Origin of the sequence: Rhodococcus indonesiensis (assembly GCF_047782815.1) — a bacterium.
GTDB lineage: Bacteria > Actinomycetota > Actinomycetes > Mycobacteriales > Mycobacteriaceae > Rhodococcus > Rhodococcus indonesiensis.
The window spans coordinates 1,337,354-1,353,522 of the sequence record NZ_CP180630.1; the positions used below are offsets into that span (position 1 = coordinate 1,337,354).

Annotated in this window: 14 protein-coding genes; 9 read left to right on the plus strand and 5 right to left on the minus strand. The window is 71.7% G+C overall.

What is annotated here, in order from left to right:
- Position 1 precedes the first annotated feature (1 nt).
- A complete protein-coding gene (locus ACM26Y_RS06380) occupies positions 2–1,183 on the plus strand; it encodes a sensor histidine kinase (protein ID WP_416062943.1) in 1,182 nt (393 codons plus the stop codon).
- A complete protein-coding gene (locus ACM26Y_RS06385; RefSeq protein ID WP_003937807.1) occupies positions 1,180–1,797 on the plus strand; it encodes a response regulator in 618 nt (205 codons plus the stop codon). The genes ACM26Y_RS06380 and ACM26Y_RS06385 overlap by 4 nt, the downstream gene beginning before the upstream one ends.
- A gap of 3 nt (positions 1,798–1,800) precedes the next feature.
- Here ACM26Y_RS06385 and ACM26Y_RS06390 read toward each other — a convergent pair whose 3' ends face one another.
- Entirely contained in the window at positions 1,801–2,268 is a 468-nt protein-coding gene (locus tag ACM26Y_RS06390) for an FABP family protein (RefSeq protein ID WP_416062944.1), read from the minus strand.
- Positions 2,269–2,382: 114 nt separating this feature from the next.
- On the opposite strand from ACM26Y_RS06390, the gene arcA reads away from it, so the two are divergent.
- On the plus strand, positions 2,383–3,588 hold the full coding sequence (arcA, locus tag ACM26Y_RS06395; protein ID WP_416062945.1) for an arginine deiminase: 1,206 nt from the start codon (positions 2,383–2,385) through the stop codon (positions 3,586–3,588).
- Positions 3,589–3,611: 23 nt separating this feature from the next.
- Here the strand turns inward: arcA and arsC are convergent, their stop codons facing one another.
- Positions 3,612–3,959: an arsenate reductase (glutaredoxin) gene (gene arsC / locus ACM26Y_RS06400; RefSeq protein ID WP_003937810.1), complete on the minus strand. Its 348-nt coding sequence runs from the start codon at positions 3,957–3,959 to the stop codon at positions 3,612–3,614.
- A 115-nt stretch (positions 3,960–4,074) separates the two neighbouring features.
- On the opposite strand from arsC, the gene ACM26Y_RS06405 reads away from it, so the two are divergent.
- The 3 genes from ACM26Y_RS06405 to ACM26Y_RS06415 all read left to right on the plus strand — a co-directional run bounded on the left by ACM26Y_RS06405 (position 4,075) and on the right by ACM26Y_RS06415 (position 6,703).
- Complete coding sequence (locus ACM26Y_RS06405; protein WP_416062946.1) at positions 4,075–4,437, plus strand: GntR family transcriptional regulator; 363 nt, start codon at positions 4,075–4,077, stop codon at positions 4,435–4,437.
- Positions 4,438–4,502: 65 nt separating this feature from the next.
- A complete protein-coding gene (locus tag ACM26Y_RS06410; RefSeq protein WP_416062947.1) occupies positions 4,503–6,146 on the plus strand; it encodes a BCCT family transporter in 1,644 nt (547 codons plus the stop codon).
- Positions 6,143–6,703 carry an SAM-dependent methyltransferase gene (locus tag ACM26Y_RS06415; RefSeq protein WP_416062948.1) on the plus strand — a complete coding sequence of 187 codons (561 nt, stop codon included), beginning with the start codon at positions 6,143–6,145 and terminating at the stop codon, positions 6,701–6,703. Before ACM26Y_RS06410 ends, ACM26Y_RS06415 begins: the two co-directional genes overlap by 4 nt.
- Here ACM26Y_RS06415 and ACM26Y_RS06420 read toward each other — a convergent pair.
- Positions 6,654–8,162 carry a dolichyl-phosphate-mannose--protein mannosyltransferase gene (locus tag ACM26Y_RS06420; RefSeq protein WP_416063623.1) on the minus strand — a complete coding sequence of 503 codons (1,509 nt, stop codon included), beginning with the start codon at positions 8,160–8,162 and terminating at the stop codon, positions 6,654–6,656. The two genes, ACM26Y_RS06415 and ACM26Y_RS06420, sit on opposite strands and share 50 nt — an antisense overlap.
- Before the next feature lie 71 nt (positions 8,163–8,233).
- Here ACM26Y_RS06420 and rsmI point away from each other — a divergent pair, with 71 nt between their 5' ends.
- A complete protein-coding gene (gene rsmI, locus ACM26Y_RS06425) occupies positions 8,234–9,094 on the plus strand; it encodes a 16S rRNA (cytidine(1402)-2'-O)-methyltransferase (protein WP_416062949.1) in 861 nt (286 codons plus the stop codon).
- A 33-nt stretch (positions 9,095–9,127) separates the two neighbouring features.
- On the plus strand, positions 9,128–10,522 hold the full coding sequence (locus ACM26Y_RS06430; RefSeq protein WP_054371896.1) for an alanine/glycine:cation symporter family protein: 1,395 nt from the start codon (positions 9,128–9,130) through the stop codon (positions 10,520–10,522).
- A 13-nt stretch (positions 10,523–10,535) separates the two neighbouring features.
- On the opposite strand, the gene ACM26Y_RS06435 is transcribed toward ACM26Y_RS06430, so the two are convergent.
- Positions 10,536–10,679: a hypothetical protein gene (locus tag ACM26Y_RS06435; protein ID WP_416062950.1), complete on the minus strand. Its 144-nt coding sequence runs from the start codon at positions 10,677–10,679 to the stop codon at positions 10,536–10,538.
- A gap of 215 nt (positions 10,680–10,894) precedes the next feature.
- Between ACM26Y_RS06435 and ACM26Y_RS06440 the strand changes: the two genes are divergently transcribed.
- The gene (locus ACM26Y_RS06440; protein WP_416062951.1) at positions 10,895–14,878 is read left to right on the plus strand and encodes an AAA family ATPase; all 3,984 of its coding nucleotides are present in this window, start codon (positions 10,895–10,897) and stop codon (positions 14,876–14,878) included.
- Here the strand turns inward: ACM26Y_RS06440 and ACM26Y_RS06445 are convergent.
- Entirely contained in the window at positions 14,817–16,130 is a 1,314-nt protein-coding gene (locus tag ACM26Y_RS06445; protein WP_416062952.1) for an aminodeoxychorismate synthase component I, read from the minus strand. The genes ACM26Y_RS06440 and ACM26Y_RS06445 overlap by 62 nt on opposite strands.
- Between the last annotated feature and the right edge of the window lie 39 nt (positions 16,131–16,169).

Sequence of the window (16,169 nt, forward strand, 5' to 3'; positions counted from 1 at the left end):
AATGCAGACCGTCCGACCGCACCCTCCCGAGGGGACGGTCCCGGTGCTGCGTGCGATGCAGCTGGGCCAGCACGCGCTGTTCGTGCTGCTACTGCTCGTCGGTGCGCTGCGCGGTGGCGGCTCGGCGGGGGTGCTGGTCCTCGCGGGCGCCGAATTCGCCTGGTACGTCTCGGGACTGTGGTTCGCCCGGCGCGGATCCCGCGGCGGAATCTGGCTGGCGGTGCTGCTGGCCGGCTGGCTGGCGCTGGTGTCGCTCGCGCCGGATTTCGTGTGGCTCGCCTTCGCGCTGTTCTTCCTGTGCTTCCACCTGCTGCCCACCGTCGCCGCGATCGCGGCCACCGCGGCGTTGACGGCCGTCGCGATCGTCGCGAGCGTGGGACACGGCACCGCCAACCCGACGGCCGCCGTGCTCGGACCGCTGTTCGGTGCACTGGTGGCGTCCGGCACGGCCCTGATCTACCGCCAGCTCGTGCGCGACGCGGAGCAACGCGACGCGCTGCTCACCGAACTCACCGAGGCGCACCGCGAACTGCTCGACGCCCAGGACGAGCTGGTGCGGTTGCAGCGGGAGACCGGTGCCACCGCCGAACGGGCGCGCCTCGCCCGCGACATCCACGACACGCTGGCCCAGGGGTTCTCGTCGATCCTGCTGCTCGCCCGCGCCGGGCTGCGCAGCGGCGGCGACACGGCGGCGTTGCTCGGCCGGATCGAGGAGACCGCGGGGCGCAATCTCGTCGAGGCCCGTCGGGTCGTGGACAAGCTGCGTCCCTCCGAACTCGACGACGCGCCGCTGGCAGCAGCCCTCGGCCGCATCCTGGACCGGATGCGCGGCGACACCGACATCGACGCCGAGCTGCGTGTGGACGGTGAACCGTTGCCACTGCCCACGGGATTCGACGTGGCGTTGCTGCGGGTGGCGCAGAGCGCGCTGGCGAACGTCCGGTTGCACGCGCGGGCGCGTCGCGTGCGGGTGACCCTCGCCTACACCCCGGACGAGGTCCGGCTCGACGTGGTCGACGACGGAACCGGGTTCGAGGTCGACGCGGCCGGTGCGGGCGGGGGCTTCGGGCTCACCGCCATGCGGGACCGGCTCGCCGAACTCGGCGGCGCGGTCGTCGTCGAGTCGGCGCCCGGCGACGGAACCGCCGTGGCCGCAACGCTGCCCGTGCGGATGCTGTCGTGATCCGGGTACTGCTCGTCGACGACCATCCCGTCGTGCGGGCGGGCCTGCGTGCGCTGCTCGCGTCGGAGCCCGGCCTCGAGGTGGTGGCGGAGGCTGCGTCCGGGCGGGAGGCCGTCGCGCAGAACGCCGCCCACCGCCCCGACGTGGTGCTGATGGATCTGCGGCTCGGACCCGGGATGGACGGGGCGAACGCGACAGCCGAACTCGCCGCCGCGCCGGATCCGCCGAAGGTGCTCGTGCTGACCACGTACGACACCGACTCCGACATCCTGCGCGCCGTCGAGGCGGGGGCGGCCGGTTATCTACTCAAGGACGCCGACCCGGCCGTGCTCGTCGACGCGGTGACCCGGGCCGCGCGGGGCGAAACCGTGCTGGATCCCGGTGTGGCGCAACGTCTCTACCGCAGCATGCAGACACCTCGGGTGGAGTTGAGCGCCCGCGAGATCGAGGTGCTCGCCGCGGTGGCGCGCGGCCTGTCCAATCGGGCCGTCGCCAAGGAACTGTTCGTGAGCGAAGCCACCGTCAAGTCCCATCTGGTGCATGCGTTCTCGAAGCTGGGGGTGGACTCGCGCACCGCGGCGGTCGCGGCGGCGCGCGAGCGCGGCCTGCTCTGAGGGTCAGCCGGCGCGTCGCAGCGTCGCGTGCAAGTGGTGGGTGAGCGGGGTCTGCGCGTGCGCCATCCACAGGTCGTAGGTCAGCTCGTCGCCGTCGAGGACGAACCGCCGCCGCAGCTCGTGCACCGGCTTGGCGTGCGGTGAGCGCTCGAGGTTGACGAGGGTGAAGTCGAGGACGCCGTGGGTGAGCCGCGAGCGCTGGATCTCGACGAATCCGGTCGGCTGGGAGACCAGCAGCTCCACGTCGTGGTCGGCGAGACGGAGGTAGCCGTTCTCGGTGTGCATCGGCTGACCGGTGCCGGGGTTCTTCGTGCGGCTGACGTACATCAGGAACGGCTTCCCCGGGACGGCGGTGAACTCGATGGTCTCGTCGTAGGTGAAGTCCTCGATGGTGGGGTAGTGGCCGTCGCCACCGCCCACCCAGCGGCCGGCGAAGTCGGCGAGTTCCCCGAGCGGGTCGGTGTCGGTCATGAATGTCTCCTCGGTCGTCGGGCACCGCCGATCCTGCCACCGCAGGTGGGCGCCGGGTGGGGTTCGCGGAGTTTCGGCGCACCGTGAAGCGGGCCGCGGCATTACGGTCTATTCATGAACGCTCAGCTGGGTGTGGATTCCGAGGTGGGGGCACTGAAAGCGGTGCTCATGCACCGGCCGGGCGCGGAACTCGAACGCCTGACTCCCCGCAACAACGACCAGTTGCTGTTCGACGCGCTGCCGTGGGTGGCGCGGGCGCAGGAGGAACACGATGCGTTCGTCGAGCTGCTGCGCGGGCGGGGTGTGGAGGTGCTGCTCCTGTCCGACCTGCTCACCGAGACCCTGGAGGTCAGCGGCGCCGCCCGCGTCCAGGGGGTGGCGTCCGCGGTGGACCCGCGCCGGCTCGGGCACGGGCTGGCGCACGAACTCGCCGCCCACCTGCGCGCGATGTCCGCTGCGGACCTCACCCGCGTCCTGGTCGCGGGCATGACGTTCGACGAACTGCCGGCCGCGGGACTCGGGGCCGCGCCGTCGCTGGTGCGGTTGATGCATCACGGAGCCGACTTCGTGATCGAGCCCCTGCCGAACCTGCTGTTCACCCGCGACTCGTCGTTCTGGATCGGCCCCCGGGTCGCGATCCCCACCCTGGCCCTGCCGGCCCGGCGCCGGGAGGCAGCGCTCACCGACCTGATCTACGCGTTCCACCCGCGGTTCCTGGGGGTGCGGCGGGCCTACGAATCGCACACGGCGCCGGTCGAGGGCGGCGACGTGCTGCTGCTCGCGCCGGGAGTCGTGGCCGTGGGCGTGGGGGAGCGCACGACACCGGCGGGTGCGGAAGCGCTGGCCCGGAGCGTCTTCGAGGACGGTCTCGCGCACACCGTGCTGGCGGTGCCGATCGCGCAGCAGCGGGCCTCGATGCATCTGGACACCGTGTGCACGATGGTGGACGTCGACGCCGTCGTGATGTACCCGGCGGTGCGGGAGACGTTGCAGGCCTTCACTCTCCACCGGGAGAACGGTGACGTCCGGATCGGTGGGCCGCGCGGGTTCCTCGAGGCGGCCGCCGACGCGATGGGGATCGAGAAGCTCCGCGTCATCGACACCGGCCTCGATCCGGTCGTCGCCGAACGGGAACAGTGGGACGACGGCAACAACACCCTGGCCCTCGCGCCCGGCGTGGTGGTGGCCTACGAACGCAACCTCGAGACCAACACGCGCCTCGAGGACGCGGGCATCGAGGTGCTGCGCATCGCCGGGTCCGAGCTGGGCTCCGGACGCGGCGGGCCGCGTTGCATGTCCTGCCCGCTCGCCCGCGGCTGACCGACCGCGGGCGAGCCCGGGATCTAGAGGATCTCGTGCACCTTCTCGACGGGCCGGGCCAGGACGGTCCCCTTGTCGGTGACCACGATCGGCCGCTCGATGAGGATCGGATGGGCCACCATCGCGTCGAGCAACTCGTCCTCCGAGGCGTCCGCCAGGTTCAGCTCGCCGAACAGCGACTCCTTCCGCCGGATCGCCTGGCTCGGGACCAGGCCGGCGTCGTCGAGCAGTTTGCGCAGCCCGTCGCGCGACGGCGGGGTCTCGAGGTACTTGACGACGGTCGGTTCGAGGCCCGCCTCCTGCAACACCTTCAGGGTGTTGCGGGACGTGCTGCACCGGGGGTTGTGGTAGATCGTCGCGGTCGTTGCCATGGCCACATTCTGCCGTGCCGTGGGGTCGGGTGCGGCGGGCACCGCAGCGCATTCGGGCACGGTCGGCCGGCACTGTTAGCCTCGACGCACCATCAGCCCACCTGAGGACGTCCCGATGCTCCACATCGTCATCGACCCCGGCTCGCCGGTCCCGCCGTACGAGCAGTTGCGCCAGCGGATCGTCACGATGGTGCGGCGCGACGAACTGATCGCCGGCACCAAGCTGCCCACCGTCCGCGGGCTGGCCGAACACCTCGGCATCGCCCCGAACACCGTGGCAAAGACCTACCGTGAACTCGAGCAACTCGGCATCATCGAGACCCGGGGCCGAGCAGGGACGTTCGTCGCGGAGGCTGGTGACCCGACCCGCACGCTCGCCCAGCGCGCCGCCACCGGCTACGTCCGCGAACTGCGCACCCTCGGCATGTCCGACGACGAGGTGCTCGAGTTCGTCGTTGCGGCGCTGCGGGGTGCGTGACCCGTCCGATTCCCGCCGGCGCGGTGACGGTTGCGCTCCGCAAGGAAGTGGACGAGGTTTACATCATGGGCCTTTCGGACGAACTGACGGATCCGCACGACGCGCCGCGCGGCCGGCTCGTTTCGGTTCGCCCCGGGGGGCCGCGCCGACGGCCCCCACCGGTGATCGATCAGGCCGTGTTCGTCCCGACAGCCCTGATCGTGGTGTCGATCGTCGTCTGGGGACTGCTCGCACCGGACAATTTCGCCGCCGTGACGGGGGCGGTACTGGACTGGCTGGTTGTCAACCTGGGGTGGCTCTTCGTGCTCACCGCGTCGGGTTTCGTGGTCTTCTCGATCTGGCTGGCCCTGAGCCGGTTCGGGCGGATCCCGCTCGGCAAGGACGACGACGTACCGGAGTTCCGCACCGTCAGCTGGATCGCCATGATGTTCAGCGCCGGTATGGGCATCGGCCTGATGTTCTTCGGTGTCGCCGAACCCCTGGCCCATTTCGTGACACCGCCGCCGGGCACAGCCGGGGGCGTGGGACCGGCGATGGCGACGACGATGTTCCACTGGAGCCTGCACCCCTGGTCGATCTATGCCGTGGTGGGTCTGGCCATTGCCTACGGCACCTACCGCAAGGGGCGCAAGCAGCTGATCAGTTCCGCCTTCCTGCCGCTGCTCGGCCGCCGCGCCGAGGGGCCCGTCGGGAAGGTCATCGACATCCTCGCCCTGTTCGCCACGCTGTTCGGCACTGCCGCCTCGCTCGGCCTCGGGGCACTGCAGATCGGGTCCGGCTTCGCGGCGACCGGTTGGCTCGAGGAGACGGGGGTGCTGCTGCTGGTGGCGATCATCGCGCTGCTCACAGCAGCCTTCGTCGCTTCCGCGGTGTCCGGTGTGGCTCGTGGCATCCAGTGGCTGTCCAACATCAACATGGTGCTCGCGCTCGCGCTCGCCGCGTTCGTCTTCGTGGTCGGCCCCACCGTGCTGATCCTGAATCTCCTACCCACCACCCTCGGCGCCTATGCCGCCGATCTGGCCCGGATGTCCGCTCGTACCGCGGCTTCGAGCCCCGAGGTCGCCGAGTGGCTCTCCGCGTGGACCGTCTTCTACTGGGCATGGTGGATCTCGTGGACGCCGTTCGTCGGGATGTTCCTGGCCCGAATCAGCCGTGGCCGCACGGTCCGCCAGTTCGTCGTAGGGGTCATCCTCGTTCCCAGCACAGTGAGCCTGGTGTGGTTCGCGGTGTTCGGTGGTGCGGCCATCGGCGAGCAACGCGACGGCCTCGGCCTGGCCGACGTCGGCACGACCGAGGCGCAGTTGTTCGGCATGCTCGACAATCTGCCGCTGTTCACGATCTCCGCTGCCGTCGTGATGGTGCTCGTGGCCATCTTCTTCGTCTCGGGGGCCGACGCCGCATCGATCGTGATGGGCACCTTGTCCCAGCGCGGCACGCTCTCCCCGCACCGTCGGGTCGTGGTGTTCTGGGGCGTGCTCACCGGTGGTGTCGCCGCCCTGCTCCTGTGGACCGGCGGTGCCGATGCCCTCACCGCCTTGCAGACCATGACGATCATCGCGGCGGCGCCGTTCGTGCTCGTCATGGTGGGTCTGTGTGTGTCCTTGTACCGGGATCTGTCGCGGGATCCACTGGTGTCCCCGCGCGGTCGGCGGTTGCTGCGGCGCGCCGAGTACCGGTCCCCGGCGCGGAAGAGAACGGACGTCGAATGAGTAGTGCCGTACCGGCGCGGATCGCGTTCGCGGTCGAGGCCATGGATCCGCAACCGGGCAGCGACGTGCTCGAGATCGGCTGCGGCGGGGGCGTCGCGCTCGCACTCGTGTGCGAGCGGCTGCGCCGCCACGGCTGCGTCGTCGGGGTGGACCGCTCGGCGACGCAGATCGACCGGGCCCGTCGTCGCAACCGGGACGGCCTCGAGGCCGGGCTCGCCGAGCTGCGCATCGGCGAGTTTCCCGGCGTCGACCTGCCCGGGTCGTTCGACCTCGTCTTCGCCGTCAACGTCCCCAGCTTCCGCAGCGACGACCCGGCCGCGCCGACGGCTGTCGCGTCGCTGCTGCGGCCCACCGGCGAGCTCTGGGTGTTCGACGAACCGCCTCCGGGACTGGCCGTCGGACCGGTGTCTATGCGGATCAGCGCGCTGCTCTCTCGCTGCGGCTACGCGATCGTCGACATCGTCGAGAGCGGCCGGACCGTCGGCGTGCGGGCCGCGCCCGCGGACGTCACCGCCAGCTCGGCAGCCACAGCTGCTGCTGCCACGTCTCCACGGTGATCGGCGCGGCCGTCAGGATCGGCCACAGCCACACGAAATTCGCCACCACCAGGCCGACGTAGAGGCACACGACCAGCAGACCGGTCGAACGCCGTTCGGCCGAGGCCCGCGGCGAGCCGAGCACGTCGCCGAGCACCAGCGTCAACCCCATGATCAGGAACGGCGCGAGCGGGACCGCATAGAAGTAGTACATCTGCCGGTCGAGCGTGGCGAACCACGGCAGCAACGTCGCCGCGTAGCCGGTGAGCACCGCGGCCCACCGCCAGTCCCGCCGCACCAGCAGCTGCCACCCGCCCCACACGAGCATCGGCAACGCCAGCCACCACATCGCCGGGGTGCCCACCAGCATGACGGCCTTGACGCACTGCTCACCGCCGCACCCGCGGATCTGCTCGCCGTCCGCGAAGTAGTACAGCATCGGACGCAAACCCATCGGCCACGTCCACGGCTTGGACTCCCACGGATGCACGTTGCCGGCCGAGTTCGTCAGACCCGAGTGGAACTCGAGCACGGAGGCGCTGTAGTACCACAGCGACCGCAGTGCGTCCGGCACGAACGAGAACGCCCCGTCCGTGCCGATCTGCCGCCCCACCGCGTGCCGGTATACCCCGGTCTCGCCGGCGAACCACGCCCAGAACGTCGCCAGGTACACGCCCAGCGGCACCACCACGAGCGCGTAGAGGGCCGGGCCGACGTCGCGCAGACCGGTCCCGAGCCACGGCCGTCGCACGCCGTAGGCGCGGCGCGCGGCGACGTCGAACGCCACCGACATCAACCCGAAGAACGCGATCAGATACAGCCCCGACCACTTGGTGCCCACCGCCAGACCCAGCAGCACACCGGCCCCGAACCGCCACCACCGCACGCCCAGCCGGGGACCCCACACCGTGTCGGCGATGCGTCCCTCGGCGTGCACGCGCGCCATCCGGGCCCGCACCTCGTCCCGGTCGACGATCAGGCACCCGAACGCGGCGACCGCGAACAGCGCCAGGAAGATGTCCAGCATCCCGAGGCGCGACGAGACGAAGGTGACGCCGTCGGCGATCAGGAGGATCCCCGCCAGACCGCCGAGCAGAGTCGAGCGGGTCAGCCGCCGCACGATCCGCACCACGAGCAGGACCAGCACCGTCCCGGCGACCGCGGCCGAGAACCGCCACCCCCAACCGTTGTAACCGAACAGCGCCTCGCCGAGCGCGATGAGCTGCTTTCCCACCGGCGGGTGCACGACGAGGCCGTACCCGGGATTGTCCTCGATGCCGCCGCCGGTGAGCACCTGCCAGCCCTGCGGGGCGTAGTGCTTCTCGTCGAACACCGGCGTCTTCGCGTCGGTGGGGTAGTGCAGCATCGTGAACCGGGTGATCGCTGCGATCGCGGTGACGAACAGTGTCACCACCCAGCCCCGGCCACGGTCGACCGGACCGAAGTCGGGTACGGGCACCGTCGGACCCGGGCTGTGCATCCGGCGACGGTCCGATGCCTCGGCAGGGCGCTCGTCCGTCACGGTCACGTCCCGATCGTAGGCTGAGACGCATGCAGCCAGACAATCCGGGACAGGGCCGGCTCGTGCTCGCCGCCACCCCCATGGGCGACATCGGCGACGCCTCGAAACGGCTCTGCGACGCGCTCGGCACCGCCGACGTCGTCGCGGCCGAGGACACCCGTCGCACCCGGTCGCTCGCCGCCGCGCTGGGGGTCACCGTCACCGGACGGGTGGTCAGCTTCTACGACCAGGTGGAGTCCGCCCGGACCCCGGCGCTGGTCGCCGACATCGCGGCGGGGCGGACGGTGCTGCTGGTCACCGACGCCGGAATGCCGTCCGTCAGCGATCCCGGCTACCGGCTGGTGGCGGCGTGCGTCGCGGCCGGGCTCCCCGTCACGTGCCTGCCCGGCCCCTCCGCAGTGACCACCGCTCTCGCGCTGTCCGCACTGCCGGTCGAGAGGTTCTGCTTCGAAGGCTTCCCGCCGCGCAAGGCCGGCGCCCGCCGCGCGTGGCTGCAGACCTTGACCGCCGAGCCGCGCGCGGTGGTGTTCTTCGAGGCCCCGCACCGCCTCGCCGCGTGCCTCGCCGACGCGGTCGACGTGCTCGGCGGGCAGCGGCGCGCCGCGGTGTGCCGGGAACTGACCAAGACCTACGAGGAGGTACGCCGCGGCACGCTGGCGGAGTTGGCGCAGTGGGCCGCCGAGAGTGCCCGCGGCGAGATCACCGTCGTGCTCGAGGGCGCTTCGGCGCAGGTGGCGGAGCCTGCCGACCTGGTCGACGCGGTCGAACAGCTCGTGGCGGACGGAGTGCGGCTGAAGGACGCGTGCGCCCAGGTCGCGACCGCCGGGGTGTCCAAACGCGAACTGTACGACGCGGTACTGGCCGCGCGGCAGGACGAGTCGTCGTCGTAGACTCTGCCCCTTACCGCGCAGCAGGAGGTACGGATGGAGTCGGTGAACGAATTCCTCGTCGAGGTCGCGTCGGTGGTGTGGGGCCCGTACATGCTCATACCGCTGCTGCTGGGCACCGGCGTGATCCTGACGGTGCGGCTGCGGGGGGTGCAGTTCCGCAAGCTGTGGCCGGCCCTGCGGCTGGGGCTGATCATCCGCAAGGACCCGGACGCCACCGAAGGTGACATCTCCCAGTACCAGGCACTGACGACCGCCCTGGCCGCCACCGTGGGCGTCGGCAACATCGCCGGCGTCGCCACCGCCATCTACTTCGGCGGGCCGGGAGCCCTGTTCTGGATGTGGATCACCGGCCTCGTCGGCATGGCCAGCAAGTACTCCGAGGCGTTCCTCGGAGTCAAGTACCGCGTCACCGACGCCAAGGGCGAGCAGTCCGGCGGCCCGCAGTACTACCTGGCCCGTGCCATCCCCAACAAGTTCGGTCTGGTGCTGAGCCTGATGTTCGCGGTGTTCGCGGTGCTCGCCAGCTTCGGCATCGGCAACATGACGCAGGCCAACACCGTCGCCACCCAGATGGACTCCACGTTCGGGGTGCCCACCTGGCTGTCCGGCGTCGTCATGACGGTGCTCGCCGCCGCGGTGCTGCTCGGCGGCATCAAGTCCATCGGCAAGGTCACCGCCGGGTTCGTGCCCGCGATGATCCTGCTGTACGTCGGCGCCGGGATCATCGTCCTCGCGGTCAACATCACCGACATCCCCGAGGCGTTCGCCCTGGTGTTCTCCGACGCGTTCACCGGCACCGCCGCAACGGGTGGCTTCATCGGCTCGGTGTTCATGATCGCCCTGCGCTACGGCGTGGCCCGCGGCATCTTCTCCAACGAGTCCGGCATGGGCAGCGCCGCTATCGCCGCCGCCGCGGCGCAGACCACCCACCCGGTCCGGCAGGGCCTGGTGTCGATGACCCAGACCTTCATCGACACGATCATCGTCGTGACCTTCACGGGCATGGTCATCATCACCACGGGCGCGTGGAAGTCCGGTGAGCAGGGCGCGGCGATGACCTCGCTCGCGTTCTCGGACGGTCTCGGCGGTGACTGGGGCAGCTGGATCGTCACGATCTCCGTGGTCTTCTTCGCCTTCTCGACGATCCTCGGCTGGTCGTACTACGGCGACCGCTGCGTCGAGCGTCTCGTCGGCCGGGGCGGCGTGCTCCCGTACCGGGCGGTCTTCGTGCTGGTCGTCTACATCGGCGCCACCACCGAACTCGAAGTGGTGTGGAACTTCTCCGATGTGATGAACGGTCTGATGGCACTGCCCAACCTGGTCGGGCTGCTCATCCTGTCGGGCCTCATCGCCCGCGAGACGAAGGAGTACCTCGCCCGGGATCCGTACCTGCTCGGCGAGAAGGACAGCCGCACGCCGACGCGGTAGCCGCGTTCGGGCGCTACGGGGCGGCCGTGGAGAGCGCCAGGATCAGCAGTACGGCCACCGCGACGATCAGGGCCGCGACCAGAGTGGGTGGGACCCCGTGGACGATCCGGTCGACGAGCTTGTACACGATCCCTCGGTTCGGGTCGGGGGCTGCCATCCCTCCGCATCGGGCGGAACCACCCCTCGTCGGGTTCCGGCCGGTGCGGAGGTGCAGCGCTTCGCGGGGGTATCCCGCTCGGAGACCACTCTGTCGGGTACTTCCGGGGCGACCAACCGGTTCGCTGCCCGCTCGCGCTATCATCCCAGGTCAGGGCCGGTGAGGAATTTTTCCGCAGCGGACATCAGGTGGCGCGGAACAGGAGGATGCCGGAGATGGAACCGGCCGACGAGCGGACCGCGGCGGAGCCCCGGCAGCTGTTCGCCGACCAGCTCCGGACGCTGTTCGCGGCGGCGGGACGCCCCGCCCTCAAGAAGGTCGCCTCCGAGGCCTCGGGCGTCGCTCGTTCCGTAGGCAGCGAGCGCACAGTCTCCGTGCAGCGGATCAGCGACTGGCGATCCGGTGCCCGGGTACCCGCCACATTCGAGACGGTCCGTCCGGTCCTGGTGGTGCTGATCCGCTCCGCCCGGGCCCTGCACGCGCAGCCGCCCACGCCCGGCCTCTACTCGATCAAGCAGTGGGAGCGGTGGTGGGAACACGCCCGGGGACCTGCCGGGCGGGCCCGGGTGGAGTCCACCGAGCCGCCCGCCGCGGCACTGCCCCCCGGCGTGCGGCCGTACCGGGGCCTCGAGACGTACCGCGATCGGGACGCGCAGCTGTTCTTCGGCCGGACCCGGAGCGTGCGCGAACTCGCCGAGACCGTCGTCGCCGCCCACGGTCACGGCATCGTGGTGGTGACCGGTGCCTCCGGCGTCGGCAAGTCCTCCCTCGTGCAGGCCGGCCTGGTCCCGGAACTGTGCCGTGACCACCGCTGGCGGCCGGTGGTCCTGACCCCGGGACCGCACCCGGTGGCGCAGCTCGTCGAGTGCGTACCCGAACTCGCCGACATCTCGAATGCGGACGAGCCGGCCGCGGTGGCTCGGCTGCGCGCCGCCGCCGCCCGAGAGGGCAGCGCGGGCCTGCTGATCGTCGTCGACCAGATCGAGGAGCTGTTCACCCACTGCGAGGATGCGGCCGAACGCTCGGCATTCCTGGCGCTGCTCGAGCGGGCCGCGACCGTCGGCGACGGCGATACACCGATCTCGGTGGTGGCCACGCTGCGATCGGACTTCTACGAGCGAGCGGTGACCTATCCCGTGCTGGCCCGGGCGCTGGAGCGGCACAGCAAGACGGTCCAGCCCCTGACCCGGGACGACCTGGTCGAGGTGATCACCGCGCCGGCGCGGCTACTCGGCCTGCGGTTCGAGCCGGGCCTGGTCGAACTGATCCTGCACGACCTCGGTGTACTGACCGACGACGACGTCGGCGGGGCCGAACTGCCCCTGCTGTCGCATCTGCTCGACGCCCTGTGGGAACGCCGGCGCGGCGGTCACCTGACCGTAGCCGGGTACCGCGCTACCGGCGGGGTGCGCGGATCGATCGCGGCGGGCGCGGAACGTGCGTGGGGAGAGCTCGACGACCGTGGCCGCCGACTCGCGCGCGCGATGCTCGTCCATCTCGTCTACGTGACCGGCACCGGCACCGACGTGAAGATCCGGCGCCCACTGGATCGGCTGCTCGCCGTCGCCGGAGACGACGCCGAGGCGGGGCGCCGGGTGATCGACCACTTCGTCACCGCCCGCGTCCTCGTCGTCGACGACGGCAGCGTCGAGCTGGTCCACGACACGGTGATCGACGCCTGGCCGCGCCTGAAGTCGTGGATCCGGGCCGACCGTTCGTACGCCGCGCTGCGCCAGCAGATCGAGGCGGACGCGGCGAGCTGGGTCGCGGCCCGCCGGCACGCGGACCTGCTGTACCAGCGGGGCCGGATGGACCTCGTCGCCGAGCACGAGGACCGGGAGCTCGTGGGGCAGACCCCGGCCGGCGGCGTCGAGGCCGCGCTCAGCCCGACCGCGGTGGCTTTCCTCCAGGAGTCGCGGCGGCAGATCCGTCGCCGGACCCGCGTCCGCAACGGGGCCGTCGCCGCCCTCGTGCTCTCCACCGTCGTCGCGGTGGTGATGGGGACGCTGGCCTGGGCGGGCAAGAGCCGCGCCGAGGCCGAGCGCAGCGCCGCCCAGTTCCAGCAGGTCGTCGCGCTCGCCGACTCGATGCGGGAGCGGGACCCGTCCACCGCGGCCCATCTGGCGCTCGCGGCGTGGCGCCTGCGTCCGGACAGCGAGGTCGCGTACTCGCGGCTCGTCGCGACCGAGCAGATGCCGCTGGCCCTGCCACTGGACGGCCACCGCGGTCCCGTCTACGGGCTGGCGATCGCCCCGGACGGTACGACCCTGGCCTCGGCGAGCGACGACGGCAGCGTGCGGCTGTGGGATCTGTCCGACCGGGCCGCTCCGCGGCCGCTCGGTGCGCTGGTGTCCGACGAGCCCGAGTATCTGGCCTCGGTCTCCTTCAGCCCGGACGGCACCCTGCTCGCGGCCGGCGGGGCGTCAGGCGCGGTATGGATCTGGGACGTCACCGACCGGGACCGGCCCGTCGCGCTGCTCACCGCCGAGGTGTTCGTGCCGGAGGTCGTCCACAACGTGCGCTTCGGTCCGGACGGCCGGTCGCTCGCGGTGCCGTACGACAACGGATCGGTCGTGCTCGTCGACACGAGCGAGCCCCGGACGCGGGGATTTCCCCGCACCGTCCTGCCCGCGCACGGCGCGGCGGTGCGGACCGTGGCGTTCCACCCCGGCGGCACCGTGCTGGCCACGTCGAGCGACGATCGGTCGGTGCGGTTGTGGGATGTGACCGACCCGGCCGCCGCCGTGCCCGTCGGCGGCGCGCTGACCGGTTTCCGCGACGTGGCGCACTCCGTCGCGTTCGCCCCCGACGGCCGGACTCTCGCGGTCAGCAGCGACGACGGCGTCCTCACGATGTTCGACACCACGGACCCGGCGGCGGTGCACCCGACCGGACCACCCGTGCAGGCACACACCGGCGGGGTGTGGACCGTCGCGTTCGCACCCGACGGCCGCACCCTCGCGAGCGCATCGTGGGACGGAACCGCGAAGCTGTGGGCGCTCGACCCGAGGACGCGGACGATCGACGAGATGCGACCGGCTCTCGCAGGCAACGGCGGTGGCGTCCCCGCGCTCGCGTTCACCCCCGACGGCACCGCGCTGGTCACCGGCGGCCACGACGGCAACATCCGGATCTGGACGCTGCCGCGCGGGCGCGTCGCGGTCGCGGACTCTGCGCTGACGCTGCCCGCGTTCGACCGTGCCGGCTCGGTCGTCGCCACGGGCGGGTACAACTCCGCCGTGCCGCTGTGGCGGATCGACTCCGACGGGCGCTGGGCGCCGCTCGGTCTCGTGCATCGTCCCCGACCGGTGGGCGGCGCGGTGACCACCGCGTTGTCGCCCTCCGCCGCGACTCTGGTCACCGCGTCGACTACCGACGGCGAGATCCACCTGTGGGATGTCCGCGACCCTGCGGCCCCGCGGCTGTGGGCGGACCCGATCGTGACCGAGACGCGGTTCACGTCCGAACTCGCCTTCGGTCCAGGGGACACCACCCTCGTCACCGGCCACGACGACCACTCCCTCGTGCTGTGGGACGTGTCGGATCCGGCTCGTCCGGTGAGCCGGGGAGCACCACTGCGGGGCCCGACGAATCTCGTGCGGGCGGCCGCGTTCACGCCGGACGGCCGGCACCTGGTCGCGACCAGTGCGGACGGCTCGCTCTACGCGTGGGACGTCACCGATCCGTCCGCCCCCGTCGCGGTGCCGGTGTCGGACGGTCACACCGGCGGCGTCAACGCCCTCGCGTTCAGCGCCGACGGCAACGTCCTCGCCACCGGCAGCGACGACCACACGGTCCGCGTGTGGGACCGAGGATCCGACGGATCGTTCACCGTCCGGCCCGACGCGCTGCGCGGGCACACCGGCACCGTCTACTCGGTGTCCGTCACCCCGAACGGCAGCGAGGTGGTCAGCGGCGGTGACGACGGCACGGTGCGGCTGTGGCACGTCGCCGATCCGGAGCGCATGCACCCGGTGGGCGGTCCGATCACCGAGATGGGTGTCGGGCGGTGGCAGGTCGGCTTCCTGCCGGGCAGCAACGCCGTGATCGCGGGAGGCGGCGACGGAATGGTGCGCACCTGGAGCCTGGACGTCGGGTCGATCGTCGCGCGGATCTGCGCCTCGACGACGGGCCGGATCACCGAGATGTTGCCACAGTCCGATCTGCCGGTGGCGGGCCGGACGGTGTGCGAGGGCTGAGCGCCAGGATGCTGGCGGCCTTGTCGAGGCACTCCTGCCATTCGGCATCCGGATCGGAATCGATGGTGATGCCGCCGCCGACGCCGAGCCCGCACGAGCCCGGCGTGTCCGCGTCCCCGCGGCCGAACTCGACGGTGCGGATCGCCACGTTCAGTTCCACCCCGGCGACGGGACTGGCCATGCCCACCGTGCCGCAGTACATGCCCCGCGGGTACGGCTCCCAGACCTGCAGGAACTCCCGCGCCCGGAGCTTGGGGCAGCCGGTCACCGACGCCGGCGGGAATGCTGCCTCGAGCAACCGCACGGTGTCCACCCCGGCCCGCAACGAGGCCGCGACGGTGGACACCAGGTGCCAGACCCCGGGGGCCGGGTGCACCCCGAGCAGTTCCGGCACGGTGACGCTCCCGGTCTCGGCTACCCGCCCGAGGTCGTTGCGCACGAGGTCCACGATCATCACGTTCTCCGCGACGTCCTTGACGGACGCGCGCAACAGGGCCGGATCGGCGCCGATCGGGAGCGTGCCCTTGATCGGGCTCGATGTGACCCGGTCGTCGTGGCGCGCGAGGAACAACTCCGGTGACAGGGACGCGACCGCACCCCAGTCGCCCGCGACGTACGCGGCCCGGGCCGGTGCGGTGCGCTCGATCCCGTCGGCGAAGAAGTGCAGCGGACTGCCCGACCAGGCACCGGTGAAGCGAGTGCACACGCACGCCTGGTAGACCTCGCCGGCCCGGATCGCCTCGAGGCACTGCTGCACGCCGCGACGGTGGGTGTCGCGATCGGGCGCGGTCCAGTCGATGCGCCACGGTGCCCGCGCGGCGGTTTCGGGCGACTCGCGGACGACGGCGGCGAGCCCGGCCGGGCACGCCGCGTCGGTGAGGCTCTCGTACCACCAGCAGCCGTCGTGGTCGAGCCGCAGCACGGTGTCCGTCCATCCTCCGGCCGCACGCGGCAGCGCCGGGTGGGTGGGCGCGCGGTCCGGATACGCGAGACAGCCGATCCACCCTCCACCGACGACCGGTTCGTCGCGGCCCGGTTCGTCGCGGCCCCGGGCCGAGCGGCTCCGCAGGACGAAGGCATCGGCCGGCGGGGTGGCGACGGCACGGACGTGGGGCGCGAGGACCGCCGCCGCGCCGAACCACGTTCCGGTCAGTGCGGCCGGTGGAGGGGTGCCTGCCGCCTCGGCCCGGGCGCCCAGCAGTCGCAGCACCTGCGCCGGACTGCCCCCGGGACCGAGCCGTTCCATCCGCATGGGCACAGCTTCCCACGCGGCCCCGGGACGGACCGAATC

Coding starts and splice junctions, on each gene's coding strand:
- ACM26Y_RS06415 (WP_416062948.1), top strand. CDS start 6,143: ATGAGTAGTGCCGTACCGGCGCGGATCGCGTTCGCGGTCGAGGCCATG.
- ACM26Y_RS06440 (WP_416062951.1), top strand. CDS start 10,895: ATGGAACCGGCCGACGAGCGGACCGCGGCGGAGCCCCGGCAGCTGTTC.
- rsmI (WP_416062949.1), top strand. CDS start 8,234: ATGCAGCCAGACAATCCGGGACAGGGCCGGCTCGTGCTCGCCGCCACC.
- ACM26Y_RS06380 (WP_416062943.1), top strand. CDS start 2: ATGCAGACCGTCCGACCGCACCCTCCCGAGGGGACGGTCCCGGTGCTG.
- ACM26Y_RS06410 (WP_416062947.1), top strand. CDS start 4,503: ATGGGCCTTTCGGACGAACTGACGGATCCGCACGACGCGCCGCGCGGC.
- arsC (WP_003937810.1), bottom strand. CDS start 3,959: ATGGCAACGACCGCGACGATCTACCACAACCCCCGGTGCAGCACGTCC.
- ACM26Y_RS06430 (WP_054371896.1), top strand. CDS start 9,128: ATGGAGTCGGTGAACGAATTCCTCGTCGAGGTCGCGTCGGTGGTGTGG.
- ACM26Y_RS06390 (WP_416062944.1), bottom strand. CDS start 2,268: ATGACCGACACCGACCCGCTCGGGGAACTCGCCGACTTCGCCGGCCGC.
- arcA (WP_416062945.1), top strand. CDS start 2,383: ATGAACGCTCAGCTGGGTGTGGATTCCGAGGTGGGGGCACTGAAAGCG.
- ACM26Y_RS06420 (WP_416063623.1), bottom strand. CDS start 8,162: ATGCACAGCCCGGGTCCGACGGTGCCCGTACCCGACTTCGGTCCGGTC.
- ACM26Y_RS06435 (WP_416062950.1), bottom strand. CDS start 10,679: ATGGCAGCCCCCGACCCGAACCGAGGGATCGTGTACAAGCTCGTCGAC.
- ACM26Y_RS06445 (WP_416062952.1), bottom strand. CDS start 16,130: ATGCGGATGGAACGGCTCGGTCCCGGGGGCAGTCCGGCGCAGGTGCTG.
- ACM26Y_RS06405 (WP_416062946.1), top strand. CDS start 4,075: ATGCTCCACATCGTCATCGACCCCGGCTCGCCGGTCCCGCCGTACGAG.